The following is a 26,172-nucleotide window of genomic DNA, read 5'->3' as shown; positions in this document are numbered from 1 at the left end:
AAAGCAGAGCCAGAAGCAAAAGCAGAGCCAAAAGCAAAAGCAGAGCCAAAAGCAAAAGCAGAGCCAAAAGCAAAAGCTAAACCAAAAGCAAAAGCTAAACCAAAAGCAAAAGCTAAGGCAAAAAAAACTGATACTGAAAAAAAATAAATATTTAGGAGAACTAAATGGTTGAAATAACTGCAAGCTTAATCAAAGAACTTAGAGATAAAACTGGTGCAGGTATTATGGATGCAAAAAAAGCACTAGAAGAATCTCAAGGTGATATGAAAAAAGCTGAAGAATTTCTAAATAAGAAAGGTCTTGCTTCTGTAGAAAAAAGAGCCGGTAGAGCTACAGAAAATGGAATAGTTGAATCATATATTCATACTGGGGGTAGAATTGGAGCATTAGTACAATTGTCTTGTGAGACTGATTTTGTTGCTAGAACAGATGAATTCTCTAAATGTGCAAAAGAAATTGCTATGCAAGTTGCTGCAATGAATCCTATCTCTATTTCAAAATCTGAAAATTCAGAAGAATCAGAAGATCAGATTTTAGAACTTCAACCTTACATAAGAGATTCATCTAAAACTGTAGGAGAAGTAGTAAAGGAACTATCCTCAAAAGTTGGAGAAAATATTGTAATCAAGAAAATAAATAGATTTGAAATTGGAAATTAATAAACCAAGAAGAATTGTCTTAAAGCTTTCAGGAGAGTCACTGAAAGGTAATCTAGAGTTTGGTCTCCACAGTGAAATTATAAGAACTATTTCAACTGAAATAAAAAAAGTTTCAAGCCTTAATATACAAGTTTCAATAGTTGTCGGTGGTGGTAATTTTTGGAGAGGTGCGGAATATGAGAAAAGAGGAATGGATAGGTCCACTGCTGATTATGCTGGTATGTTAGCAACTATAATGAATGCCCTAGCACTTCAAGATGAATTAGAAAAAAATGATATTCCTGTTAGAACTCAAACAGCCCTAAATCTTCCTTCAGTAGCTGAACCATACATAAGAAGAAAAGCTATTAGGCACTTAGAAAAAGGTAGGCTGGTTGTTTTTGCAGGGGGTACAGGAAATCCTTTTATGTCAACAGACACGGCAGCAGCTCTTAGAGCTATTGAAATAAATGCAGACATATTAATAATGGCTAAAAATGGTATAGATGGTATGTATGATTCAGATCCTAACTTAAATCAAAGTGCACAAAAGATCGATGAAATTACTCATCATGAAGCTTTGAGTATGAGATTGGCTGCTCTCGATTCGACCGCACTTACATTATGTATGGATAATCTTATACCAATAGTTATTTTTGATTTATTTAAAAAAGATAATTTATTAAGTGTGGTATCTGGCGATAAAGTAGGTACCCATATATATACACCAACAAAATCTTAGGTAATATATAAGAAAATATAAGGATTTATTATGGAATTATCAGAGATACTTAGTGATTGTTCAGAAAGAATGAAATCATCGTGTGATTTTTTTGTTGAGGATATAAAATCTATTCGTACTGGGAGAGCTACAACAAGTTTATTAGAAAATATTAAAGTTGACTATCACGGATCAATTATGCCTTTGAATCAACTTTCTCAGATTTCACTAAGCGATCAGAGAAGTATGACTGTTCAACCTTGGGATAAAACTGCTGTTCAAATTATAGCTAAGTCTATACAGAATTCTGATTTGGGTATAACCCCACAAATTGAGAGTGATTTAATTAGAGTAAATATCCCTCCTATGACTGAGGAGACTAGAAAAGATGTTGTAAAAGTTTTGAAACAGCGTACTGAGCAATCAAAAGTATCAATAAGGAATATCAGAAGAGATGGTCAAGATGAAATCAGAAAACTTGAAAAAGAAGGTAATTGCTCAGAAGATGACTCCAGAAGAGCATCCACTGATTTGCAGAAGATAACGGATGATTCAATAAAAAACATAGAAAATGAAGCTAATTCAAAAGAATCTGAAATAATGCAAGTATAATTATGTCTGATAATAATTCTGTCCCCAAACACTTAGCTATTATTATGGATGGAAATGGTAGATGGGCTCTAGAAAAACATCTAGATAGGTCAGAGGGGCATATTAAGGGTTATCAAAATATAAAATCTATAACTCTTATGGCAAAAAAACTTGGAGTTAAATATCTTACTCTTTTTGCTTTTTCAACTGAAAATTGGAATAGACCTTTGAAAGAGGTAAATTTCATAATGAATTTAGCTCTTGAGGTAATAATTAAGGAATCAGAAGAACTAAGTCAAAATAATATAAATATAACTCATTTGGGTGACAAGAAAAACTTATCAACTGAAATGATTCAAAAAATAAAAAAATCTGAGGAATTAACTAAAAACAACAATGAATTCTTTCTGTCAATAGCATTTAATTATGGCGCCAGAAACGAAATTATAAATGCAGTTAATAAAATTATACAAAAAAAAATTATCTCTATAGATGAGGAAATTTTTTCTTCAAATCTGATGAGTAAAGATTATCCTGATCCTGATATGATAATTCGAACAGGTGGTGAAAAAAGGCTTTCAAATTTTCTTTTGTGGCAAGCTGCATATGCTGAGCTTTATTTTGAAGATAAATTTTGGCCTGATTTTAAAATAAATGATTTAGAAAGAATTATTAGTAATTATTCCCTAAGGAAAAGAAATTTTGGAAATTAGAAATAGTTCAAAAAGATTAATCACATCAATTGTTGGAATATTTGTAATGATACTTGGGTTTGAATTTTTACCCACTATTTCATTTATAAAATTTCTTGGTTTTACAATTCATCCTTTGGTTCTAACTGCTTTAATATTATTTTTTTTAGAAATAATAAAGCAACTAATTAATAATCTAAAATCTAGAAATTATAAATTTTATTTATTCATTTTGATTTATATTATTTTTTTTATTCATGTTATTGCTATTGAAAATATGACAGAAAATTGGAAACTTTATTTTTTCTTTGTTCTATTTCAAGTTTTTTCTGTAGATTCTTTTGGATATATTTTTGGTAAACTTTTTGGGAAATCTAAGCTAAGTTTTCTTGTGAAAATATCACCCAATAAAACTATTGAAGGTTACATAGGTTCAGTTATATTTGGTTTTTTATTTGGCTTTTTTATTCTTTATTTCTTAAGTAAAAATTATTTGGATGATATAGGAATATTTATAATATTTATAACCTCAATAGGAATAGTCATTACAAGTATATTAGGTGATCTAGCAGTTTCAAAAATAAAAAGAATCTTAAGTATTGATGATTTTTCAAATATTTTCTATGGTCATGGAGGAATATTAGATAGACTGGATTCAATTTTACCTAGTTTTACTTTCTTTTTTTGGATATTCTTTTTAACATGAAAAAAGTTGTAATAATAGGTTCTACAGGTTCTATCGGTGAACAAACAATTGATGTACTTAGAAATGAAAGCTCAATTGAAATATTAGGATTGACAGCTGGCAAAAATTTAGAGAAACATAAAAATCAGGTTTTGGAATTAAATCCTAAATATTATGATAATTTAGAAAAAAAAGAATATAATATTCCAGGCTCAAATCTTATTGATTCAAAAGATTTAGTATCTATTGAAGAAGTTGATTTTATCCTTTTTGCTTCATTTGGTTCTGATGCTCATGAAGTAATTTTTAAAGCAGTTAGAAATGGTGTAAATATTGGTCTAACTAATAAAGAAGTGATAGTCACCTTTGGGCCACTACTGTTTGATATTGCTAAAAAAAATAAAACTAAAATATTTCCTGTTGATTCAGAGCCTTCTGCTATTTGGCAATGCATCAATGGTGATTATAGAAAAGTATCAAAAATAGTCTTAACTGCTTCTGGTGGAATTTTTAGGGATAAAAAATATGAGGAACTTAGTAACGTTACTCCTGCTGAGGCAACATCTCATCCAAACTGGAAGATGGGTAAAAAAATTACGGTTGATTCTTCAACTATGATGAATAAAATTTTTGAAATAGTAGAAACATCATATATGTTTGATATCGATTTTCAAGATATTGATGTCCTAATACACAGAGAAAGTATTGTACATTCAATGGTTGAGTTTATGGATGGTTCAGTTAAAGCTCAGCTCTCAAAACCTGACATGAAGCTCCCCATTCAATATGCAATTGACTATCCAAACTTTAATTTAGATTACAAAAATAAAATTGATTTTTCAAAACTTAGTAACTTAACTTTTTCTCAAGTAGATAGGTCTCAATATCCTTGTTATGACTTTTCTCTAGACTATATACTTAGAGGTAATCTATACATCTCAGCACTATCTATTCTTAATGAAATTCTTGTTAATTTATTTATCGAAGAAAAAATTTCATATATTTCAATTCCTATTTATCTTGAAAAATTATTATGTAATGAAAAATTCGATCAAAAATTCACTCTAGATAATATAATTGAAGTAAGAGATTACTTAAGAAATAAAGTTTCTAAAGAAATAAAAATTTTATAATAATGCAATTATTTATTAGTGTAATAACATTATCCTTGATGATAACTCCTCTTGTGGTTTTGCATGAATTAGGACATTACTTAACCGCCAAATACTATGGGGTTAGAGTTTTGGAGTTTGGTATTGGATTCCCTCCAAAATTCTTAAGTATATGGACAACTTACAAGGAATTTACATTAGAAAGCAATACAGACATATCAAACTTAAATAAAAATGAAATTATCTATATAAAATTAGATGATCATAGAAAAGTTACAAGTCTTTCTAAAACAAGAAACATAGATAACATAAGTAGTTATATCCCAGTTAAGCTAATTGAAATATTTAATAACAAAATAGGTGTAAAAACTATGTTATGGAGTTTGAATATCATACCTTTTGGAGGTTTTGTAAAGTTATTTGGTGAAGAAAGTAACAAGTCTAAAGACTCTTTGAGTCAAGCATCCAAATTTGGAAGATTCATAATAATTTTTTCAGGTGCTTTCATTAATTTTTTATTACCTTTTATAATGATCTTCAGTATAAATATATTCATAACAGAAAAAGATATTTCAGATGTAGTTATTCAGGGTGTTATGGAAGATTCTCCAGCGTATAACTCTGGACTTAGATCAGGAGACAAGGTGATTTCCATAAATAATGTTGATGTACACTCTATTTCTGACTTACAAAATATTACAACTAAAAATTTAGGAGATAAATCAAACTGGAGAATTTCAAGAGGGATACCTAAAGTATTTATGGGACCTGGAGAAAAGTCTAATTATGATTATTCTGACGATAATTTTTTATCAGTTATGATTGAATCTAGATGGGACCCTCCAATTCATAAAATTGGAGAAGATATAACCTTAAATCAAGCAAGATTGTATGATCAGTATTCAGGTACTATTACATATTTTGAAGTTTCTGAAACAGTAAAAGAGGGTTATATACCCTTATCTCAGGCCATAATTTATAATGAAGATGCAGAGATAGGAGAGCAAATTCCAATAGTCTTTGATGAATCTGAGGAAGGTATTCCATTAGATTTGGCCAGAAAAATAGATAATAGATCAGGGATTAGAGATACTATTCAAGAAGGATCGGTTGGTATATTAGTAAACTCTAATAATTCTAGAAAATATAAAGAAGATTTAAGTGATAATATTTCCAATGCAACAAGAAGTGCGCTTGATATCTATCACTTAAGTTATCTATCAATAATTGGGATAATTAATAGATCAAGTAATCCAATATTTGATGGCCCTAGAGCTATTGGTCCAATTGGATTAGGAAAAATTAGTGGAGATGTAGCAACTTCATCAATCTTAATTTCAGAAAGAATTTTAATTTTATTTACACTTGCTTCCTCAATTAGTCTTTCTCTTGCTGTAATTAATTTGTTACCATTTCCTGCTTTAGACGGAGGTAGGTTGGCATTTCTATTTATTGAAATATTAAGAAGAGGCAAAAAGGTTCCTGAGAGAGTTGAATCATATATTCATGGTGTTGGATTCATTATACTAATATTATTGATATTTTATATTTCATTTAGAGATATTTCTAGATTATAGAAAGTGGAGAAAAAATGAGAAAAATTACCCATGTGGTAAATGTAGGCAATGTAAAAGTTGGAGGTAATAATCCAATTGTCGTACAATCTATGACAGATACTGATACTGCTGATGTAAATAAAACAGTAAATCAAATTCAGGAATTATATAATGCAGGATCAGAGCTTGTAAGAGTAACTGTAAATAATATTGAATCTGCTAAAGCAATAACTGATATAAAGAATATATTAACTGATAAGGGTATAAATGTGCCTATAATTGGAGATTTTCATTTTATTGGCCATAAGATCTTAAGATCAGTTCCTAGTTGTGCTGAGAATCTAGATAAGTATAGAATAAATCCAGGTAATTTAGGAACAGGAAATAGAAAAGATGATAATTTTAAAACCTTTATAGATATCGCTAAAGATCTAAATAAGCCAGTTCGAATCGGAGTAAACGCAGGATCTCTGGATCAAGAACTATTAAATATAAAAATGGAAGAAAATAATAAATTAAAAATACCTAAGAGTGCAGAAGAAGTAGAATCAGAAGCATTAATTTCAAGTGCAATTATTTCATATGAAAAAGCAATTGATTTTGGATTAAGTAAAAATAATATTATTATTTCGTGTAAGGTTTCTAGACTAAATCAGATGGTACACTGCTACAGAGAAATTTCTAAACAATGTTCTGCTCCTCTGCATTTAGGTTTAACTGAAGCAGGTTTAGGAATGAAATCAATTGTTGCTACTTCAGCAGCATTATCTATCTTGATTGAAGAAGGGATAGGGGATACTATTAGATCCTCTCTTACTCCTGAGGTGGGAGCTCTGAGGTCCAGGGAAGTTGAATTATGCCAAGAAATTTTACAATCATTAGGTATAAGAACCTTTAAACCTCAAGTAACTGCTTGTCCAGGTTGTGGAAGGACTACCTCAACTTATTTTCGAGAATTAGCTTCAGAAATAAAAGATCATTTAGATCGTAAGAACAAAGAATGGAAAAAAGATTTTCCTGGCTCTGAAGAGTTAAAAGTTGCAGTTATGGGATGTGTTGTTAATGGACCAGGTGAATCAAAAGCAGCAAATATAGGAGTTTCTTTACCAGGTTCTGGTGAAAGTCCTGTGGCTCCTGTGTTTATAGATGGGAAAAAAGTGAAGATTCTTAAAGGACAAAATATATCTAATGAGTTTATTGAAATGGTTGAAACTTATGTTCAAAATAAATGGGGGATATAAATGAATATTAATTCATTTTTAGGTTCAAAAAAATTAAGTAATTACTTTTGGAAAACTTATCGAGAGGATCCTCAAAACATAGAAACTGAAAGTCATAGATTGCTGCATAGATCCGGTTTCATTTCTCAAGTTTCAAGTGGTATTTTTAGTTTTCTTCCAATAGGATGGAGATCAATAGAAAAAATAAAAAATATTATACGAGAAGAAATGAATAAATCTGGAGCATTAGAAATTAATATGCCAGTTGTTCAACCTTCAGATTTATGGAATAAATCAGACAGAATCGATACATTCATTCCACCTCTGGCAAGATTTTCTGATAGAAGAAATAACGATATGGTTATAGCTCCTACGCATGAAGAAACTGTGACTGATTTAGTTTCAAAAAATGTAAATTCATACAGAGATCTACCTTTTACTTTGTATCAAATCCAAACTAAATATAGAGAAGAACCAAGACCAAGAGCTGGTTTGTTGAGAGTAAGAGAATTTGAAATGAAAGATGCTTATTCTTTTGATATTAATGAAGAAGGGTTGGATATTTCCTATAAAAAAATGATTGAAGCTTATAACAATATTTTTCAAAGATGTTCAACAGATGTTGTGATTGTTGATGCTGATTCTGGAGCTATAGGTGGTAAGGAATCTAACGAATTTATAATGCTAGCTGAAAGTGGTGAAGATATTGTGCTGTTGAGTGAGGATAAAAATTATGCAGCTAATTCAGAGAAAGCTGTTTTCTTAAAACAAGAATATACATTAGAACGCAATGAAAAACTTGAACTAATAGATACTCCAAATTGTAAAACTATAGATGACCTAAGAAAATTTTTATCAATTGAAAATAATAAGATTCTAAAAACTATAATTTATAAAGCAGATGATAAATTAATAGGATGTGTGATTAGATCTGATTACACATTAAATGAAACAAAAATAAGAAATCATATCAAAGCTACTAATCTTAAAATTGCCTCAGATAATGAAATTATAAAAGAAGGATTCATACCTGGCTATATATCTCCAGTTAATATAAAAAATATAAGTTTTTTATATGATGAGTCAGTAAACTTAGGGCCGGGTAATTTTATAATTGGTTCAAATATTTCTGAAAAACACTACAAAGGTTTTAATATTGAGAGAGATCTAGTCATTGCAGAATTTGTTGATATAGCCGAGGCTAAAGAAGGTTACTTATCTAAAGAACGATCGAAATTAATAGCTAAAAAGGGAATTGAAGTAGGTCATGTTTTTAAGTTAGGTACTTCCTACACTTCCAAAATGGGTGCTAAGTTTTCAGATAAAGATGGTCAATATAAAGATATATTGATGGGATGTTATGGCATTGGAGTTGGAAGACTATTAGCAGCGTGTATAGAAGCAAATAATTCTGAGAATAAAATGAATTTACCATTATCTATTTCTCCCTTTTCTATATATTTAGCTGCTTTACAAACAAATGACGATGAAGTGATGAAACTTTCAGAAAAGGTTTATTCCGTTTTATCAGAAATGGGGTTTGATTTATTATTTGATGACAGAGATATTCAAACTGGAGTTAAGTTTAATGACTCTGACTTATTATCTCTACCATACAGAATAGTTGTTTCAAAAAGAAATTTAGCTAATGGTTTATTAGAATTATATGATAGAGATAATGATAAAACACATACTGTTAATATTGAACAAATAATTGAATTCTTTAAAAATATAAAAAATCAACCACATTAACATACTAAAAAATGCTAGAATGATACTAATATAAATAAATTAAAAAAAGGATAAATCAACTAGGAAGGTGGGCTTTGCTCACTTTTTTTTGTTAACAGTTATCTAGGAGGTAACTTTGAAGAATGAACTTTTCTTAGCCTTAACGCAATTGGCAGCTGAAAGAAATCTGCCACAATCAATAGTTGTCTCTGCAGTTAAGGAAGCATTAGCTTCAGCTTATAGAAAAGATCCTGCTGCAAAAGGACAAGATATACTTGTTGAAGTTGACTCAGAAACTGGTGATGTGATTGTAAAAACAATTCTTAATGTCATAGAAAAAGATGCTATTGAAGATCCTTTATCGGAAATATCAGAAGAAGAAGCTCAAAAAATTAATAAAGATTTACGAGTTGGAGATTTTATTGAAACAGGATTTATGGAATATAATCCAGGAAGAATAGCTGCTCAAACTGCAAAACAAGTTGTACTCCAGAAGCTTAGAGAAGCTGAAAGAGATTTAGTATTCGGGAAATTTGCTGATAAAAAAGGTCAAGTAATTATAGGAACTATTCAAAGGATAGATTCTAAAAATGTATTTGTGGATATAGGTAGAACCACAGCTTTGATGCCCCCTTCAGAGCAAACTTACTATGAAAGATATAGAGTAGGACAAAAGCTAAAGTTTTTTGTTACTGAGGTCCAAAGATCTGCTAGAGGTCCAGAAATTATAGTTTCAAGAACTCATCCAGATCTTCTTAGAAAATTATTTGAAACCGAAGTTCCAGAAATTACTACTGGAATAGTCGAAATAAAAGCATTATCTAGAGAGGCTGGAGCTAGATCAAAAGTTGCAGTATATTCAGAAGATCCAGAAGTTGATGCAGTAGGAGCTTGTGTTGGACTTAGAGGAATTAGAATTCAGAATGTAGTCAATGAGCTTCTGGGTGAAAAAATTGATGTTGTTGATTGGGATGAAGATCCTAGAGTATTGATTACGAATTCATTATCTCCAGCTAATGTTACTAAAGTTCAAATTAATGAAGACGACAGAACAGCCCTTGTTATTGTGCCAAGAAAACAACTTTCTTTAGCTATTGGTAAAGAAGGTCAAAATGCTAGATTGGCTGCAAAATTAACATTATGGAAAATTGATGTTCAACCCGAAGAAGATCAAATAAAAGAAATTGCTGAAGAGATAAAAGATGTGCAAATTGAAATAACCGAAACTAAAGAAAATATTACTGAATCAGAAAAAGAAGAAGTATCAGAAGTTGTTCAAACTATGGAGGAAGAAATTTTGCTACAAGAAGATTTAGTAGATGACTCAGCTGAGTTAATGGCATTAGAAAAGGAAATTCAAGAATTAGAAGAAAAAGAAGAGAAAGAGAAAATCTTACAGAAACAAAAAGAAGATATCCTAGATTTTTCATCTGAAGATATATGGGACTTAGGTGGGGCTAAAGGTTCTGAAAAATCCGATGATACTATTAGATTTGCTGAAGACATAGAATCATTAAATAATTTTAAATCAGATGATAGAAATTCTAAGAAATCTGATCGAAAAAGAAAAAATAAAAGATAAATAGGGGATTTATTTGACAACAATGGGACAAGATAGCACCAATGACGAGATAAAATCTCCAGTTTCATTACCATTAACAATTACAGTAGGTGATTTAGCTGAAACACTTGATGAATCACAGGTTGATGTGATTAAGGTATTAATGAAGCTTGGTATTATGGCATCAGTAAATCAAGAAATTGATTTTTCTATAGCTGCAAGAGTAGCGCAATCATTTGAAATTCCGGTGCTCAAACCTAGAGAATCAGTGGATAATTCTAGTGCCTTAAAGGTAGGGTCGTCTATAGATTCAAATACAGAAAATCAGGGAGAAAAGAGAGCTCCTGTGATTACAGTTCTAGGTCATGTAGATCATGGTAAAACCACACTACTTGATTCTATTAGAAAAACAAATGTAGTTGATGGAGAGTATGGAGGAATCACACAAAAAATTGGTGCATATCAGGTAAATCACAACGGATCTGAAATGACTTTTATTGATACTCCAGGTCATGAAGCTTTTTCTTCAATGAGAGTATCTGGAACAAGTGTTACTGATATTGTAGTTTTAGTTGTTGCTGCTGATGATGGTCTCATGCCACAAACTATTGAGTCAATTAATCATGCTAAAAATGCTAATGTGCCAATGATTGTCGCTATAAACAAATGTGATTTAGAGGGTGCAGATATAGATAAAGTAAAAAGCCAATTAACTGAACATGAAATTATTGTAGAAGATTATGGTGGAGAAGTACTTTCAGTACAGGTTTCAGCACTTAAGGGTGAAGGTATTGATGAATTACTTGAATCGATAACCTTACTATCCGAAATTAACGAGTTACAATCTAACACTAAAAACTCAGGAAAAGGTGTAATAATTGAATCATATAATGATCCAAAGAAAGGATCTATTTCTACAGTATTGGTTAAGTCTGGTTCATTCAACCAAGGTGATATATTAGTTTCTGGCAATAATTCAGGTAAGATTCGTCAAATGATTGATGGATATTCAAAAGAAATCAAATTAGCAAAACCATCCACTCCCATTCAAATAATGGGTATATCAGGTATAAGTAATATTGGAGATATAGTTGAAGTTGTGAAAGATGAAAAACAAGCAAGAAAAATTATTCAACAAAGGAATAGAGATAAACAAACATCAAATTCTAAAATTACAACATTGTCTCAAGTAGTCAAAAGAGCCAAGGCTTCAAAAGATAAAGAAATTAATATTGTAATAAAAACTGGATCTAATGGTGCCCTTACAGCAGTAGAACAAGTTGTAAATGACTTAACTAGCGAAGAAATACAAGTAAAAATAATTTCAGGATCTGTTGGAGCTGTTACAGAATCTGATGTAATGTTGGCTACAAGTGCTGAAGATTGTATTATTGTAGCTTTTCAAACTATTGTTCAAGGTGGTGCAGTAAGCCAATCTGAAACAAATAATATACCAATAAGAACTTTTGATATCATCTATACATTAGTTGATGAGATCAAGGAAATAATTGAAGGACTGAAAGGTAAAGAAAAATCCGAAATGAATATTGGCTCTGCCCGAATTCTTGAAGTATTCCCTAGAGGAAAGGTTCAGAAAATAGCTGGTGTAAGAGTATTCGAAGGAAATATGACAAGAAATGCGAGAATAAGATTAATCAGAAATGACGAAACTATATTTGATGGTGGTGTTGAGTCTATGAGGCATCTAACTCAAAATGTAACTGAATTAAAGAATAATATTGAAGGTGGAATTGTATTAAATGGATTTCATGATATTCGAGTAGATGATGTTTTAGAATGTTATGAATTGAGATAAGAACTTTATGGATTTTAGAATTCAAAAATTTAATAACACTCTTAAGAAGATTATCGGTGAATCCATTTCAAATCTTGATGAATTAGCCTCTGAAGTTTCTATGATTTCTATAATGAGTGTTGATACCAGTAAAGACTTCTCCTTTAGTAAGGTATTCGTAAGTATCTACAATCCTTCTAATGAATATATTGATCAAATAATTGAAAACTTAAATGATAAAGCTTTTTATTTTCAAAAAATAATCTCAAGTAAAGTAAGGACGTCTAGAACACCAAAAATTAAGTTTTTTTTAGATAAATCGTCTGAATTTCAAAAACAGATCGATGAATTAATTAATGAAGTTTCTTCTGAAAAATAGAACTAATGAATTTTCATAAAAGTGGTATATTCATTATAAATAAACCCTATAAATGGACCTCAAATGACGTATTAAGAAAGATTAAGTCAAGGTATAAATTTAGAAAAATAGGTCATGCTGGTACTCTTGATCCACTTGCTACGGGGATACTTCCACTATTAATAAATGACACCACAAAATATTTTAACTACTTTCAAACATTTATGAAATCTTATATTGCTGAAATAAGGTTTGGCTATTCAACTTCAACATTTGATTTAGAGGGAGAAATATTAAATGAAACTAATAAAATTCCCAAAGATTTGGATTTGATAGCTAAGAAACTTTCTAGTTTTTTGGGAGAAATAGAACAAGTACCACCAAAATATAGTGCGATAAAAAAGAACGGTAAAAGACTATATGAATATGCAAGAAAAAATGAAAGAGTCAAAATTGATTCACGTAAAGTAAAAGTTAACAGCATAAAAGTAATTAGTTGGGAATCTCCTATATTAACTATCTCAATTAATTGTTCTAGTGGTTTTTATATAAGAAGTTTAGTTAATGACTTAGCTGAAAGTCTTGATAGTTTAGCTACATTAATTAACTTATCTAGAATCAATTATGGTCCATTTCAAATAAAGAGCTCTATAGATATAAAAGATTTTGAAGAAATAGAGGATAAACTTTTATCTACAGACTTAATTTTTAGTGATAATAAAAAATTACTTTTTGATATTCAAATGGAAAATAATTATTATAATGGTAAAGTTTTTAATTCAGAAAATTTGAATATAAATTCATTGAATTATGATGATATCAAAATATATAATTATAGTAGAAAATTCATTGGTTTATTATCATTTGATCATTCAAAAAAGTTTTGGAAGCCAAAGAATATTATTAGGTAAAGTTTACTAAATTTGTTATCAAATATATCTCCAAATTAAAAAATGCTCATAGAAACCATAAGGAAATTTTTCCAAATAAAATCTGCTCCTGGAATTTTATTACTTTTAGCTGCTATTGCAGCAATTCTTGTTGAAAATTCTTTCTTAAGTGATTCTTATTCGAAACTTTTACATAGTTCTATAAGTATTAAGATTTTTAACTTCTCAATCGATAAAGATTTTCATCATTGGATCAATGACGGGCTAATGGCTATTTTTTTTCTTTTGGTTGGACTAGAAATTAAGAGAGAATTAATTCAAGGCCATTTATCTTCAAGAGAGCAGTTTAGTTTGCCTGCAGTTGCTGCCATAGGCGGAATAACAATTCCTGCAGTAATTTATCTAAGCCTAAATATTGGTAATGAATTAACTACTAATGGATGGGCTATTCCTACTGCAACTGATATAGCATTTGCACTAGGTGTAGTTACATTGTTAGGTAATAGGGTACCTATATCTCTAAAAGTAACATTGGTAGCCATTGCAATTATTGATGATCTAATGGCGATAATAATTATTGCATCATTTTATACATCTGATTTATCGATTAACAACCTAGTTTTTGCCACTATAAGCACACTTGTTTTATTTGTATTAAATAATAGAAAAATTCATAAATTGTCACCTTATATTATTATAGGAATTTTACTTTGGATTTTTGTTCTAAAGTCCGGAATACATGCTAGTTTGGCAGGTGTGTTGTTGGCTCAATTTATACCATTAAGATCAAATAATTCTTCAGATCATTCTCCATTGTCAAAATTAGAACACTCAATAGAACCTTGGGTTAATTTCACTATTCTACCAATCTTTGCGTTTGCAAATGCAGGAGTTTCATTTTCAGGTATGGAATTGAATCTTTTATGGGATCCAGTAACCCTAGGGATTATATTGGGGTTATTTTTTGGAAAACAAATTGGAGTTATGTCATTTACTTACATAGGAAGCTTGTTAAGGCTTTGTAAGTTACCGCCTGATATTTCTTGGGCTCAATATTATGGTCTTTCATTGGTAACTGGAATTGGATTTACTATGAGTTTGTTCATAGGAAGTTTAGCTTTTACGGATCCAGAATATCAAACATCTGTAAGACTAGGAGTTTTATTGGCATCGTTATTAGCAGGTATATTAGGATATCTAACTTTAAGACTTACTACAAAATCTTCTAAAGACTAAATTAAAATATAATTCTTTGGCCATCGTATGCTAATTGCATCTTTATATTAGTTTCTTTTGAAATTTTTTTTAGAAATCTATTTGTTTCGTAATGATCAATATCATGACATATATCCGTGAAATAGGCATATTTAGGCTTAATACTTATCGCAGTTTCTATCGCCTTTTCTAAGTTAAAATGAGATTTGTGCTCCTTGAATCTTAATGCATCTAAAATAATTATTTCACTTCCTGATATTCTATCCATTGTTTCTTTAGGAATATAAGAGCAATCACTTATGTAAGAAAGATTATCAATTCTGTATCCATTTGCAAAATAATTTTTACCATGATTTACTTTCAAATGTTTTATTTTTTCTTCTTCTATAATAGTAAAATTTTCATCAATTATATTAAAACTTAATTTTGCAACTGTCCCACCAGATGTAATATTTGAAGTATCAACAAGGTAATAGAATGTTTTCTTTATTACCTCTAAATCTTCGTTTCTAAGGTATATAGGTATATTTGATTGAGTATTGTTTGTCCAGTCTCTAAGATCATCAAAACCACCTGCAGCATCTTGATGTGCATGGGTAAGAATTACAGCGTCAATTTTATTAATTTTATATTTTGGGAACCATTTTATTGCTGATTGATAAAAAAATTTTCCTGCATCAATTAATATATTTTTTGTATTTCCATTTCTCATAATTCTTATCATTGCGCTGGTATTAAATCTTCTATTTTTTGAGTTAGGCTTCATTGCATTGCAACACACTTTGCAACCAAGTCCATTGGTTAAGCAACTGACTCTTGGAACTCCTTCTGAAGTACCTGTACCCAAGAAAATTAGTTCTTTTTTTGTGTTAATCATTCAAAAATACCTTTTTTAGGTTCAGCTCCAAAACCTAAATATTCATTTAGTCTTAATTTTCCTTCATCAAAACTCAATATAGAATTATTATCCCATTTTTCCATTGAAATTTTTTTATCTTTGGGACTATGAATTTCAGCTAGATTTTTTACCAATCCAGATTGGATCATTGGTAAACCCCAAGGTTCACCTCCCCTATGTAATATTATGGGATAACCCTCATTTGAAATTTTAATTATTTTTAGTAATGCACTAATTCCTCCGCACCATGTAATGTCAGGTTGCCAAAAATGATATGTATTATTTTTTTTCATATTAGAAAAATTTTCATAATTTAAGTCATGTTCACCTCCAGCTAAAAAAATTCCATTTAACTTATCCAAAATAGAACTAGAATTTAATATTTCATCAGGAGTTGATACATCCTCAAACCAAAATATATCTAAATCCTTAAGGCCTTCTGACATCTTAATTGTGTAATCTATATCCCAAGACATATAAGAGTCCAACATAATCTTGTTAGAATTACTAAAAATCTTTCTAATTTCTTTTATTTTTTTAGTCAGCTTTTTTTTATCTTCAATAAAATTATTAGATGACCTTACACTTAGTTTATAATTGATAAATCCTAGTTCATTATAGGTTTTTACATCATTTCCTGTTGCATAAGTATTAATATCAGAAATGTGTTTTTCACTTTTATTATTTAATAAATTTTTTATTGGAATTTCGTAGTATTTGCTAAATGCATCCCATATCGCCAAATCTATTCCTGAAATTGCCATCGAAGCTATCCCACCTCTACCATATGGGATACTTTGTATGTACATCTTATTAAATAAATCAGAAATATCTTCGATTTTTTCTATATTAGCTTTTGATATAATTTTTGACAGGTGACCATTTATAACATTTACGGAAGCTAAGCCTCCACCACCTGTTCCATATCCAATAACTTTATTTTTATCTGTATGAATTTTAGTTATAATTTGCCATAGATTTGGTCTCCAGTCTTTCAGAGAAGTTTTATAACTTGGATATAGTACTTCAATTTTTGTTATTTTCATAAGACTTTGATTAGAATTTACGTATAAAATAAATAACTACGGGGTGTGGCGCAGCGGTAGCGCACTCGCTTTGGGAGCGAGGGGTCACAGGTTCAAATCCTGTCACCCCGACCATTTTTTATTATTTATCTATTAAACTATATCAATATATTTTATAAATAAGAGGTTATTTTATGAATTGGTTAGTAGGAACATATTCTAAAAGAAAAAGTGAGGGAATTTATATTTTAGACTTTGATGAAGATCGTGAAAAGTTTAAATTAGTAAATTCTTTTCCTGAAATAAGCCCCCTAAATCCCTCTTTCTTAGCTATTGATAGTGGTTATAAGAATGTATATGCTGTGGGAGAATCAAGTTCTTCTGATCCTGGATTAATAGTTTCCTACAATCTTATTAACAATAATCAACTAGAAAAAATCAATCAAGAATTTTCTTTTGGAGATAATCCCTGTCATGTTGCTGTAAATAGTAAGAATGATTTTTTAGTTGTAGTTAATTATAGTTCAGGTGATTTTTCAACATATAAACTTGAAAATGGCAAAATTTCCTTTATTGAAAAAATCTCTCATGAAGGATCAAGCTTAAATAAAATTAGGCAAAATGAACCTCATGCACACTCAATAAATTTTCTTGATGATCAAAACTTCTATGTTTGTGACCTTGGGATTGATGAAATTATAAGATATTCAATAAATAAAAATAATTATAAAATAGTATCTTCAAAGTCTTTTAAAACTGATCCTGGGTCTGGTCCAAGGCATTTCGTCATAGATAAAAAAAATAGAAGAGCTTATAGTATAAATGAACTCGATTCAACAATTAATTTTTTTGAAATAAATTCAAATTTTGATTTGATTTCAAATCAAATAATCTCTACAATACCAAAAAATTATGATTTAGAAACCACAACTGCTGATATACATTTTTCCAAAGATAAAAATTATTTATATGGTTCTAATAGAGGGCATGATTCAATATCAAAATTTATTATTTCTGATAATGGTAATCTTGTGTTTGATAAACACTTTTCTACTAAAGGTAAAACTCCTAGAAATTTTTCTATATCAAATTCCGGTAAGTATTGCTTAGTAGCAAATGAAAACTCAGATGATATATTCATGTTCAGAATTGATGAGCACGGAGATTTGATACCCACAGGTGAAAAGATTTCTATTCCTGCTCCAGTTTGTTTATTAGAGATTATTGAATGAGGGGCGAATAACTTTTTTAGTGGTTTCTAAGGTTAGAATAACAAAAGCACCAAAGCATGAAAAAAAAGCAGATATCCATATTGCGTAAACATATCCACCGGTTACATCAAAAACTAATCCCGGGATAAATCCTCCTAAGGCCATACCCAAACTTGCAGCTAGTATCTGCCATCCATATGTTGTATCCATTCTAAAAAAACCATAGTATTTTCTATTCATTATCGGGAATAAAGTTCCTTCTCCACCATAAGGAATTGCCCATAAAATACCAACTAAATAAAACATCCATTTATCTGTAGTAAACGCCCATGGAATTACAAACAAACCCTGACCTAAAAATGAAAGGAACATTATTATTTTGGGGTTTATAGAGTCTCCAATGATAGGTGTTAGAAATCTTGTAGAAATTGAGACGACCATAATTAAGGTTAAACATAATACTGATTCAGTATATCCAATACCTTTACTAATCATTAATGGAACCAATCCTATCAAAATTACAGCATGACCAACGCATCCTAAAAAATGAATATTCATTAAGCTCCAAAATGCATCTGTTCCATATACTATTTTTTGTAGATTTTTAGAATATTTTTTAGATAAACTCTCTTGTTCATCTATTTTTTCAATTAACTCTGCTCCATAAGGTAATACTCCTTTTTCTTCAGGAGTATTTTTCCAAAAACCTAAGGCAATTATCATTATTAAGGTTCCTACAACCCCACTAATTATGAATGTTGTTTGCCAACCTAATGAATCCAACATTATTCCCATAATTTGAATTACTATAGCTGGTCCTAGACTCCACATACCAATAATTAGTCCAGTAGCAAGTCCTAGTCGTGATTTAAACCAAATCGCAACAGCAGGTATAACTGGAACAAGAAACATAGATTGAGCGAATCCAAAAATTATTCCATAAGAAATATAAAATTCAATAATTGTTGTTGCAAGAGCTGTCCAAAGCATTCCTATCAAGAATAGAACTAATCCTATATACATAGTTTTTTTAGCACCTATTTTGGTTGAGCAGAATCCTGCCATTGGAGAGGAAATAGCAGTTACAATTGACATTATCGCATATGCTATTCCAATAGATTTAGGATCCCAGGAAAATTCTTCTACAAGAGGATCTATAATAATACCAAAAGCCATTCTTATTGCAGACCCAATCATTTGGGCAATTGCTCCAACTGCAACTATAACCCATCCATAATGTTTCCAATCTACATTAGAAAAACTTTTTACTAATCTTAGTGTAGTGGACATATATAAAAGCTACTTTCTTGTAACCATGATGGCTGATAATTACTATTTTCATTCATTTTGTTTTGATAGTCCCAAGCATAAAGATAAATAATCACAGCAAAAGACGATATTACTGTTATTAAGAAAAGCGAAATTCCTTTTTTAGGTATATTTCCTGAGAACATATTATTTTACTTATCCCTCATAAGATAAAAAATTATTATCTAATTCATTATGCTATAAATAATTAAATGTTGTATTGGAAATAGTAATCAAAAAAATATAAAAATAATAATTCTTTTAGAAAATTTTAATACTTTATTTTAAATTGATGTCCTTAACGTCAAAAAGTAAATTTGAATACTCTTAAAATAGTGATGGTAAATACATAAGCTGCTTAATATGTGGATTCAATAAAAATTCTCAATCTTCAACTAAGATTTCCAAGAAAACTAAAATTTCATAACTATTGTTTAAGAATAATTTTAACTATAAGTTAATATTAGCGATATAAAATTTAAGAAAAATTTATGAGTTAGTTTATTGACAACAGAAACTGAAAAATTAAAAGTATTAATTGTTGAAGACGATAAAAATATTAGAGAAGCCCTTAGATATAATCTCATAGCAGAAAATTATACAGTTAGTTATGAGGAAGATGGAATTAATGCCTTAGACACTATTCTTTCTGAAGAATTTGATATTATTTTGTTGGATATTATGTTGCCAGGAATTAGTGGGTTAGATATTTGTAAGAGAGTTAGATTTGAAAATAATAACACTCCGATAATTATGATTACTGCTAAAGATACCGAAATAGATAAAGTCCTTGGATTAGAATTTGGCGCTGACGATTATGTTTCAAAACCCTTTAGTATGCCAGAATTATTAGCTAGAATTAAGGCCAACATAAGAAGAACTAAAAAATTATTTGAAGACTCTCACTCTTTATCTAAGAAGCAAATTACTCATTTGGGAATTAGTATAAATACTGATAAGAGACAAGTGATTTATGAAGGTAATGAAATATTTTTTAGACCAAAAGAATTTGAACTACTACATAAATTAATGTCTAACCCAGGTAAAGTTTTTACAAGACAACAATTAGTTGAAGATATTTGGGGTTTCGAGTATTTTGGAGACACACGGACAGTAGATGTTCATATAAGGTGGATCAGAGAAAAGATTGAAAAAAACAGTAAAAAACCTACAAAAATAATTTCGTTAAGAGGCGTTGGCTACAAAATTAATGTGGAGTAGTTTATCTTAAGACTAAAAAATTATATTTCTACAATTCCTTTTTTTATATCTATTTTGATATTTAATTTTTTTCTTATATTATTTATCTGGATAATACTAGGTTCCATAAGTTTTAATTTTATTTTGATATTATTAATTATTTTTTTGTTGAATTCATTCTTTTTAATAATGATTAGAATCAAGATTCAGAGCTTTAAGATTATTCTTTCTGATATTTTGAATAAAAATAGCTCTAATGAAAAAATAGTGCCAGAATTTTATGGATTTATGAATTTAATTACTCGTAAAATAAATGATATTAAAGATGAGATTGATTATTCAAAATCAGTTTTAGAATTGTACGAAATTTCTAAAAATTCACTAGATGATGGGATTATGCTTTTAGATTTTGATATGAATATATTAAATTTTAATAATAAATTAATTTCTTTGCTTGATTCTTCAGAATTATATTTGAGCAAAAATAATAAAGTTACTGATATTACTAAAAATTTAGATATCATTGAATTTTGTACTGAATCAGTATCGAAAAACCATAATGAAAAGATAATTGAATTATCGTTTCCTACTAGATACTTCAGCATAAAATCTGAACTAATAAATCAATATTTGTTAGTCGTTATAAAAGACGTTACAGATTTTATTTCTTTAGACAAAACTAGAAAAGAATTTTTTGCAAATACCTCTCATGAGTTAAAAACCCCAATTACTTCAATGAAATTAAATATTGAAGCTCTTCAAAACAGTAAAATTAAGGGAAATGACTCTGATTACGAATTTTTCTTGGAAAAGATAAAGGAAGATTCAAATAGACTAGAAAAAATTTCAAAAGATATAATTGATGTTCATGCAATAGAATCAGGAGAGCTTATAGTAAATCTTGAAGACATACAAATAAGTGATCTAATTAATGAATTGCACGAAGAATTTTCAACTATTTTAGATTCAAAAAGAATAAAATTTGAATATTCTATTCAAAAAAAAATTCCTAAAATAAAAATTGATAAAAGCATGTTTAAGACGGCACTAGAAAACCTTATTTCAAATGCAATTAGATATAGCCAAAAAGATTCCAAAATTGAACTGAAATGTATTTATGATGATGAAAACATTTATTTCAATTTGAGAGATTTTGGTATTGGTATATCTGATAAAGACTTGCCACATATCTTTGAAAGATTCTACAGAGTTGATGGCTTAAGAAGTGAAAGACATTCTGGAATTGGGTTATCTATAGTTAAGCAAATAGTTGATGTTCATAATGGTAATATTGCTGCTGAAAGTAGCATAAATGAAGGATTATTGATAAAGATAAAAATACCTTTTAGATAATTTATTTAACATTTACTTAACACTTTAAATCATACCTGTAATATTCTAAATTTGAATTCAAATAAAATTTAATTTTCTAATGCAAAATCAAGAAGATTCAACAAGTCTTAAAAATAGAAAAAAAGAAGAAATTATTGTTGTTAATTTATTAAGATTAAGCGGTGCTCTTTCTATTTTTACTACTCTTGGAATTATTTCTATTTTAGCTGTAAATTCTATTCCATTTTTTGATGAGGTCGGATTCGTAGAATTTTTTACAGGATTAAAATGGACACCTCTTTTTATTCCTCAGAATTTTGGTATCCTTCCTCTTGTAAATGGGACTTTTCTTGTAGCTTCTATAGCAGCTGTTACGGCTTTAGTTTTTGGTTTAGGTAGTGCATTTTATCTTTCAGAATATGCTTCAATTAAGGTGAGAAGAGTAATAAAGCCTATGCTAGAAATTTTAGCTGGGATTCCAACTGTAGTATATGGATATTTTGCACTAACATTTGTGACACCAGTAATCCAATTTTTCTTTCCTGAAACTATTATTTTTAATGCATTGAGTGCTGGATTAGTTATGGGAATAATGATAATACCTATGGTTTGTACTTTATCTGAAGATGCAATGTCTGCCGTTCCTATGAGTTTGAGAGAGGCTTCTTATGCATTGGGTGCAAAAAAATACCAGGTAGCTCTAAGAGTAATCTTTCCTTCTGCCATTTCAGGGATTGTTGCTTCATTTATCCTTGCTATTTCTAGAGCTATTGGAGAGACTATGATAGTCAGCTTAGCTGCTGGAGGGAAACCTGCTCTTACACTTAATCCATTGGATGCAATACAAACAATGACAGCATTTATAGTAACTGTAAGTCAAGGAGAAACTCAGCAAGATTCAGTTGAGTATTATAGTATTTTTGCTGTAGGTTTATTACTTTTTATAATAACTTTTATTATGAATATTATAGGTAGATTTATAGTAACAAAGTATGCACAAAATTATGAGTAGATTATGAAGGAAAGATTTTTTAATATAATATTTTTGATAGCTGTTTTAGTTGGATTGATTTCATTAGTAGTTCTATTAATTGACGTTTCAATGGATGGGTATAAGCACCTAACTTGGGATTTTTTTACTAATTACGCTTCAAGAAAAGCTGAAAAATCTGGAATCCTTGCACCTCTAGCTGGAACGCTTTGGCTCATCACATTAACTGCACTTTTTACAGTTCCTATAGGAATTTCTACGGCACTTTATTTAGAAGAATTTGCATCTGATAATTTATTTACAAAGCTAATAAAAATTAATGTTGCTAATTTAGCAGGTGTTCCATCAATTATTTATGGCCTTCTTGGATTAGCTTTCTTTACTTATACTTTGAATTTAGGGAAAAGTCTCATTGCTGGAGCATTAACTATGACACTGCTTATTCTTCCAATAGTAATAATTGCCTCACAAGAAGCAATCAGAACGATTCAACCATCCCTAAAAGATGCTGCATATGCTTTGGGGGCTACCAAATGGGAAGTTTCGAAAAGAGTTATTTTACCTCATTCAATAGGTGGCATAATGAGTGGTATAATTTTAGCTATGTCTAGGGCAGTAGGTGAAACAGCCCCAATTTTGATTATTAGTTCTTTGGTATTCATTACTATGGTTCCTTCTGGACCTTTAGATAGATTTACTATTTTGCCATTGCAGATATATACATGGGCTGCATTTCCAAGTGATGACTTTAGAGCTATTGCTTCTACAGGAATAATTGTACTTTTATTTATACTTATAACTATGAATTCTATTGCTATTTATGTTAGATTCAGATCTCAGAAATAGTTTTTAAGTAATAGCTGATATAATTTTTATCATGGCAAATACTTATTGGCTAGTAAATTTATCTTCAGAAAATTTTAAGATTTTGAAAGAGAGATCTTTTGATATATTAGGTTTTTCCAAAAAAGATAATAAATTAACTAACAAAATAGACATTAATGATAATGTTATTTTCTATATTTCTGATCTTAGATCTTTTGTTGGTCAAGCCAAAATAAATTCTAAGAAATTCTATGATAAGAAAGATATTTGGGGTGAAAATTCCAGTGAAAAATTACCTTACAGAGTCAAACTAAGAAATCCTAAGATTTTAAATGACAGTAATTTTGTTAGCGGATATCATGTTGCTCCATCTTTGAGCTATATAAAAAAATGGGCACCAGAGGACTGGTATTTAGCACTATTATCTCCTGTACACGTTATTTCACAGACTGATTTTTCTATAATTTCTTCAAGTCTTGGAAGCCTAGATCAGAAAACTAAATCTTATAAAAAAAATAAAAATAAGAGAAATAAGAAAAAGAAAAAAGCTTAGACCTTTAGTATTTTTTTTGAGTTACATAAAATAATTTCTCTTACCTCATCTTCATTTTTATTAAATATTTCACTAAGTTTTTTTACAATAATTATAAGATCTTTAGGCTCGGTCCACCTCATCCTATTTTTTTTAAAATATTGAGGATATGAGTCTGTTTCTATAACTAATTTATCTAGAGGTAGTTTAGAAATAACTTCTGCTAAGTTATTATCTCTTAGAAAAGGTTTAGCTACTGAGATATATATATTATTATCAAGTAATCTTTTTGCATATTCATAATCTCCAAGAAAATAGTGAGCTACAGATATAAGATCTTTAATATTTTCAGTTTCTAATAAGTCTAAAGCTTCCTTTTCTGCATTTCTTACATGAAATGCTATCGGGAGATTAAAATCTCTAGCTAAACCTATTTGATTCGAAAAAAACTCTTTCTGGATATTTATATCAGGTGAATCTGGTTGAATATCTAAGCCAATTTCACTAATCATAATAGTTTTATTATTACTTAGTAACCCTTCCAAAATATTTATGTAATCATTTGTATTTTCATCAAAAATATTTTGAGGGTGAATACCTACTGCAGAGTAAATCAGTTCATATTTCTTTGATAGTTCAATAGTTTTTTTTGAATCTGATATAGTTGTTCCTGCAGCAATAATAATTTCAATTTTTGAATTTATTGAGTTATTTATTAATAAATCTAAATCATTTTCAATAAATTGCTGAACGTGAGTATGTATATCAATAAACATCTAATTATTCTTTATTTTTGGAGAAAAAATAATAAGAACACAAGCTATAAAAGCCAAAATTCCAAAAAGCGGAAAACTCATTTGATAGGAACCTGATATATCATAAATTAATCCAGCAGAAATTCCACCTATTGCTTGACCACCACTTACAAAAGGTTCTGTATAACCTCTTATTGCTCCAATATTATCTTTTCCAAAAATATCAGCTAATAAAACTGGAGGTATTACTAATAAACCACCCAGAGCCATACCAAATAAAAATGCTACTATATATGCAGATAATACCGATGATACTAGTAGAAATAAAATAGCACTAATACCTAGCCATAAAGATCCAAAAAAATAGACTGTTTTAGAACTAAATTTATCTGTTGCCCATCCTGTTATAATACTTCCAAATCCAGTCCCTAGAGCCATAATTGTTAGTGCAGATGCTGCAATTAATGGATTTAATCCTTTATCTATAAGATAAGCTGCTTGATGAATATTAACCCCTGTATGAATAAAATAGGTCAAAAATCCAACAATTGATAATAACCAGAACGCTTTCGATCTAAATGCACTTTTTAGTGAAATAGATTTATCATTTCTAACTTGTGATCTCTTTGATTCTTGTGATAAATATTTTTTTCCCTTAATTCCTAATTTACTTGGATCATCTATCATGGTGAAAAAAACTAATGGAAATGAAATTATCCAAACGATTATCCCCAGCCAAAGCCAACTTAATCTCCATGAATCTAAATTATTACCATCAATATCCATAATTAATTGTGCGAAAAGTGGAAATAAGCCCATTCCTAATGAATGTAATAGACCTAATATTCCTGTTGCTTTACCTCTATTATTTACGAACCATTTAGTTACTACAGTAGAGGCCCCTATTTGTATTGGAGAACTAAAAATTATTCTTCCAGTGGCAAATAAAATATAAAAGGTTATAGGAGAAAAAGATTGACTTATTAATAACGTGGTTAGGCCTAAAACAATAACAGATGAATAAAGTATTTTTTTTGATCCATATTTTTGTATCAAGAATCCAGATAAAGGTGAAATAAATACAGATAAAATTCCTGCTAATGAGGATGCTCCTACAATTAGTGTTCTTGACCATCCCAAGTCTTCACTCATTGGATAAACGAATACTGCTATTGTCAGAGTTGCAGCTGCATTTCTAACAAACATAGTAGATCCTGATCCAGCTACAATAATCCATCCATAATAAAAAGGGACGCTTTTTTGAATAAATTTTGCTATTTGATTCATTCTATCTATTTATTTATTCTGATAATAGAATGTAACATTAAAA

General features: G+C 29.4%; 26 protein-coding genes and 1 tRNA gene. 21 read left to right on the top strand and 6 right to left on the bottom strand.

The window, feature by feature from the left end; all coding sequences use genetic code 11:
- The first annotated feature begins 164 nt into the window (after nucleotides 1–164).
- The 14 genes from tsf (at nucleotide 165) to nhaA (ending at nucleotide 14,786) form a co-directional block, all read left to right on the top strand.
- Nucleotides 165–659: a translation elongation factor Ts gene (tsf, locus tag MK083_05715; GenBank protein ID MCH2673952.1), complete on the top strand. Its 495-nt coding sequence runs from the start codon at nucleotides 165–167 to the stop codon at nucleotides 657–659.
- Entirely contained in the window at nucleotides 649–1,380 is a 732-nt protein-coding gene (gene pyrH / locus MK083_05710; protein ID MCH2673951.1) for a UMP kinase, read from the top strand. Before tsf ends, pyrH begins: the two co-directional genes overlap by 11 nt.
- Before the next feature lie 30 nt (nucleotides 1,381–1,410).
- A complete protein-coding gene (gene frr, locus MK083_05705) occupies nucleotides 1,411–1,971 on the top strand; it encodes a ribosome recycling factor (protein ID MCH2673950.1) in 561 nt (186 codons plus the stop codon).
- A 2-nt stretch (nucleotides 1,972–1,973) separates the two neighbouring features.
- Nucleotides 1,974–2,663 carry a polyprenyl diphosphate synthase gene (uppS, locus tag MK083_05700; protein MCH2673949.1) on the top strand — a complete coding sequence of 230 codons (690 nt, stop codon included), beginning with the start codon at nucleotides 1,974–1,976 and terminating at the stop codon, nucleotides 2,661–2,663.
- On the top strand, nucleotides 2,653–3,348 hold the full coding sequence (locus tag MK083_05695) for a phosphatidate cytidylyltransferase (GenBank protein MCH2673948.1): 696 nt from the start codon (nucleotides 2,653–2,655) through the stop codon (nucleotides 3,346–3,348). The genes uppS and MK083_05695 overlap by 11 nt, the downstream gene beginning before the upstream one ends.
- Nucleotides 3,345–4,460 (top strand): 1-deoxy-D-xylulose-5-phosphate reductoisomerase, encoded by a 1,116-nt coding sequence (gene dxr, locus MK083_05690; GenBank protein ID MCH2673947.1) that lies wholly within the window; start codon nucleotides 3,345–3,347, stop codon nucleotides 4,458–4,460. Before MK083_05695 ends, dxr begins: the two co-directional genes overlap by 4 nt.
- A gap of 2 nt (nucleotides 4,461–4,462) precedes the next feature.
- The gene (locus tag MK083_05685; protein MCH2673946.1) at nucleotides 4,463–6,016 is read left to right on the top strand and encodes a site-2 protease family protein; all 1,554 of its coding nucleotides are present in this window, start codon (nucleotides 4,463–4,465) and stop codon (nucleotides 6,014–6,016) included.
- Nucleotides 6,017–6,030: 14 nt separating this feature from the next.
- Nucleotides 6,031–7,236, top strand: a complete 1,206-nt coding sequence (ispG, locus tag MK083_05680; protein MCH2673945.1) for a flavodoxin-dependent (E)-4-hydroxy-3-methylbut-2-enyl-diphosphate synthase — start codon at nucleotides 6,031–6,033, stop codon at nucleotides 7,234–7,236.
- Nucleotides 7,237–8,967: a proline--tRNA ligase gene (locus MK083_05675; GenBank protein MCH2673944.1), complete on the top strand. Its 1,731-nt coding sequence runs from the start codon at nucleotides 7,237–7,239 to the stop codon at nucleotides 8,965–8,967.
- A 115-nt stretch (nucleotides 8,968–9,082) separates the two neighbouring features.
- Nucleotides 9,083–10,528, top strand: coding sequence for a transcription termination factor NusA (gene nusA, locus MK083_05670; protein MCH2673943.1), 1,446 nt, complete (start codon nucleotides 9,083–9,085; stop codon nucleotides 10,526–10,528).
- Nucleotides 10,529–10,550: 22 nt separating this feature from the next.
- Nucleotides 10,551–12,323 (top strand): translation initiation factor IF-2, encoded by a 1,773-nt coding sequence (gene infB, locus MK083_05665; protein MCH2673942.1) that lies wholly within the window; start codon nucleotides 10,551–10,553, stop codon nucleotides 12,321–12,323.
- A gap of 7 nt (nucleotides 12,324–12,330) precedes the next feature.
- Nucleotides 12,331–12,681 carry a 30S ribosome-binding factor RbfA gene (gene rbfA / locus MK083_05660; protein ID MCH2673941.1) on the top strand — a complete coding sequence of 117 codons (351 nt, stop codon included), beginning with the start codon at nucleotides 12,331–12,333 and terminating at the stop codon, nucleotides 12,679–12,681.
- Between the two features lie 5 nt (nucleotides 12,682–12,686).
- Entirely contained in the window at nucleotides 12,687–13,571 is an 885-nt protein-coding gene (gene truB, locus MK083_05655; protein MCH2673940.1) for a tRNA pseudouridine(55) synthase TruB, read from the top strand.
- A gap of 42 nt (nucleotides 13,572–13,613) precedes the next feature.
- On the top strand, nucleotides 13,614–14,786 hold the full coding sequence (nhaA, locus tag MK083_05650) for a Na+/H+ antiporter NhaA (protein MCH2673939.1): 1,173 nt from the start codon (nucleotides 13,614–13,616) through the stop codon (nucleotides 14,784–14,786).
- Between the two features lies 1 nt (nucleotide 14,787).
- On the opposite strand, the gene MK083_05645 is transcribed toward nhaA, so the two are convergent.
- Complete coding sequence (locus MK083_05645) at nucleotides 14,788–15,642, bottom strand: MBL fold metallo-hydrolase (GenBank protein MCH2673938.1); 855 nt, start codon at nucleotides 15,640–15,642, stop codon at nucleotides 14,788–14,790.
- Nucleotides 15,639–16,709, bottom strand: a complete 1,071-nt coding sequence (locus MK083_05640) for a hypothetical protein (protein ID MCH2673937.1) — start codon at nucleotides 16,707–16,709, stop codon at nucleotides 15,639–15,641. Before MK083_05640 ends, MK083_05645 begins: the two co-directional genes overlap by 4 nt.
- Nucleotides 16,710–16,748: 39 nt before the next feature.
- On the opposite strand from MK083_05640, the gene MK083_05635 reads away from it, so the two are divergent.
- Both MK083_05635 and MK083_05630 read left to right on the top strand, forming a co-directional pair.
- Nucleotides 16,749–16,823 (top strand) — tRNA-Pro (locus tag MK083_05635).
- Between the two features lie 59 nt (nucleotides 16,824–16,882).
- On the top strand, nucleotides 16,883–17,920 hold the full coding sequence (locus MK083_05630) for a lactonase family protein (protein MCH2673936.1): 1,038 nt from the start codon (nucleotides 16,883–16,885) through the stop codon (nucleotides 17,918–17,920).
- Here MK083_05630 and MK083_05625 read toward each other — a convergent pair.
- Nucleotides 17,903–19,189 (bottom strand): MFS transporter, encoded by a 1,287-nt coding sequence (locus MK083_05625; protein ID MCH2673935.1) that lies wholly within the window; start codon nucleotides 19,187–19,189, stop codon nucleotides 17,903–17,905. The two genes, MK083_05630 and MK083_05625, sit on opposite strands and share 18 nt — an antisense overlap.
- Complete coding sequence (locus MK083_05620; protein ID MCH2673934.1) at nucleotides 19,174–19,353, bottom strand: hypothetical protein; 180 nt, start codon at nucleotides 19,351–19,353, stop codon at nucleotides 19,174–19,176. Before MK083_05620 ends, MK083_05625 begins: the two co-directional genes overlap by 16 nt.
- A gap of 358 nt (nucleotides 19,354–19,711) precedes the next feature.
- Between MK083_05620 and MK083_05615 the strand changes: the two genes are divergently transcribed.
- The 5 genes from MK083_05615 (at nucleotide 19,712) to MK083_05595 (ending at nucleotide 24,108) form a co-directional block, all read left to right on the top strand.
- Entirely contained in the window at nucleotides 19,712–20,428 is a 717-nt protein-coding gene (locus MK083_05615; protein ID MCH2673933.1) for a response regulator transcription factor, read from the top strand.
- 168 nt (nucleotides 20,429–20,596) lie between these two features.
- A complete protein-coding gene (locus MK083_05610; GenBank protein MCH2673932.1) occupies nucleotides 20,597–21,760 on the top strand; it encodes an ATP-binding protein in 1,164 nt (387 codons plus the stop codon).
- Between the two features lie 79 nt (nucleotides 21,761–21,839).
- Nucleotides 21,840–22,751: a phosphate ABC transporter permease subunit PstC gene (gene pstC, locus MK083_05605; protein ID MCH2673931.1), complete on the top strand. Its 912-nt coding sequence runs from the start codon at nucleotides 21,840–21,842 to the stop codon at nucleotides 22,749–22,751.
- 3 nt (nucleotides 22,752–22,754) lie between these two features.
- Nucleotides 22,755–23,576 carry a phosphate ABC transporter permease PstA gene (pstA, locus tag MK083_05600; GenBank protein MCH2673930.1) on the top strand — a complete coding sequence of 274 codons (822 nt, stop codon included), beginning with the start codon at nucleotides 22,755–22,757 and terminating at the stop codon, nucleotides 23,574–23,576.
- A 31-nt stretch (nucleotides 23,577–23,607) separates the two neighbouring features.
- The gene (locus MK083_05595) at nucleotides 23,608–24,108 is read left to right on the top strand and encodes an EVE domain-containing protein (protein MCH2673929.1); all 501 of its coding nucleotides are present in this window, start codon (nucleotides 23,608–23,610) and stop codon (nucleotides 24,106–24,108) included.
- Here the strand turns inward: MK083_05595 and MK083_05590 are convergent.
- Nucleotides 24,105–24,863 carry a TatD family hydrolase gene (locus MK083_05590; GenBank protein MCH2673928.1) on the bottom strand — a complete coding sequence of 253 codons (759 nt, stop codon included), beginning with the start codon at nucleotides 24,861–24,863 and terminating at the stop codon, nucleotides 24,105–24,107. The two genes, MK083_05595 and MK083_05590, sit on opposite strands and share 4 nt — an antisense overlap.
- The gene (locus MK083_05585) at nucleotides 24,864–26,129 is read right to left on the bottom strand and encodes an MFS transporter (protein ID MCH2673927.1); all 1,266 of its coding nucleotides are present in this window, start codon (nucleotides 26,127–26,129) and stop codon (nucleotides 24,864–24,866) included. It abuts the gene before it with no gap.
- Nucleotides 26,130–26,172: the final 43 nt, after the last annotated feature.

It is taken from the genome of Dehalococcoidia bacterium (assembly GCA_022451965.1).
Lineage (GTDB): Bacteria > Chloroflexota > Dehalococcoidia > Lucifugimonadales > Lucifugimonadaceae > TMED-70.
This window is presented reverse-complemented; position numbering and strand designations above follow the sequence as displayed.

Excerpts from the sequence above, each read along its gene's own strand:
- MK083_05645 (MCH2673938.1), bottom strand. The coding sequence starts at position 15,642 with ATGATTAACACAAAAAAAGAACTAATTTTCTTGGGTACAGGTACTTCA.
- MK083_05620 (MCH2673934.1), bottom strand. The coding sequence starts at position 19,353 with ATGTTCTCAGGAAATATACCTAAAAAAGGAATTTCGCTTTTCTTAATA.
- pstC (MCH2673931.1), top strand. The coding sequence starts at position 21,840 with ATGCAAAATCAAGAAGATTCAACAAGTCTTAAAAATAGAAAAAAAGAA.
- MK083_05590 (MCH2673928.1), bottom strand. The coding sequence starts at position 24,863 with ATGTTTATTGATATACATACTCACGTTCAGCAATTTATTGAAAATGAT.
- infB (MCH2673942.1), top strand. The coding sequence starts at position 10,551 with ATGGGACAAGATAGCACCAATGACGAGATAAAATCTCCAGTTTCATTA.
- MK083_05585 (MCH2673927.1), bottom strand. The coding sequence starts at position 26,129 with ATGAATCAAATAGCAAAATTTATTCAAAAAAGCGTCCCTTTTTATTAT.
- MK083_05630 (MCH2673936.1), top strand. The coding sequence starts at position 16,883 with ATGAATTGGTTAGTAGGAACATATTCTAAAAGAAAAAGTGAGGGAATT.
- MK083_05610 (MCH2673932.1), top strand. The coding sequence starts at position 20,597 with ATGATTAGAATCAAGATTCAGAGCTTTAAGATTATTCTTTCTGATATT.
- ispG (MCH2673945.1), top strand. The coding sequence starts at position 6,031 with ATGAGAAAAATTACCCATGTGGTAAATGTAGGCAATGTAAAAGTTGGA.
- MK083_05675 (MCH2673944.1), top strand. The coding sequence starts at position 7,237 with ATGAATATTAATTCATTTTTAGGTTCAAAAAAATTAAGTAATTACTTT.
- MK083_05625 (MCH2673935.1), bottom strand. The coding sequence starts at position 19,189 with ATGTCCACTACACTAAGATTAGTAAAAAGTTTTTCTAATGTAGATTGG.
- pstA (MCH2673930.1), top strand. The coding sequence starts at position 22,755 with ATGAAGGAAAGATTTTTTAATATAATATTTTTGATAGCTGTTTTAGTT.
- MK083_05685 (MCH2673946.1), top strand. The coding sequence starts at position 4,463 with ATGCAATTATTTATTAGTGTAATAACATTATCCTTGATGATAACTCCT.
- nhaA (MCH2673939.1), top strand. The coding sequence starts at position 13,614 with ATGCTCATAGAAACCATAAGGAAATTTTTCCAAATAAAATCTGCTCCT.
- truB (MCH2673940.1), top strand. The coding sequence starts at position 12,687 with ATGAATTTTCATAAAAGTGGTATATTCATTATAAATAAACCCTATAAA.
- uppS (MCH2673949.1), top strand. The coding sequence starts at position 1,974 with ATGTCTGATAATAATTCTGTCCCCAAACACTTAGCTATTATTATGGAT.
- tsf (MCH2673952.1), top strand. The coding sequence starts at position 165 with ATGGTTGAAATAACTGCAAGCTTAATCAAAGAACTTAGAGATAAAACT.
- MK083_05595 (MCH2673929.1), top strand. The coding sequence starts at position 23,608 with ATGGCAAATACTTATTGGCTAGTAAATTTATCTTCAGAAAATTTTAAG.
- frr (MCH2673950.1), top strand. The coding sequence starts at position 1,411 with ATGGAATTATCAGAGATACTTAGTGATTGTTCAGAAAGAATGAAATCA.
- MK083_05640 (MCH2673937.1), bottom strand. The coding sequence starts at position 16,709 with ATGAAAATAACAAAAATTGAAGTACTATATCCAAGTTATAAAACTTCT.
- rbfA (MCH2673941.1), top strand. The coding sequence starts at position 12,331 with ATGGATTTTAGAATTCAAAAATTTAATAACACTCTTAAGAAGATTATC.
- dxr (MCH2673947.1), top strand. The coding sequence starts at position 3,345 with ATGAAAAAAGTTGTAATAATAGGTTCTACAGGTTCTATCGGTGAACAA.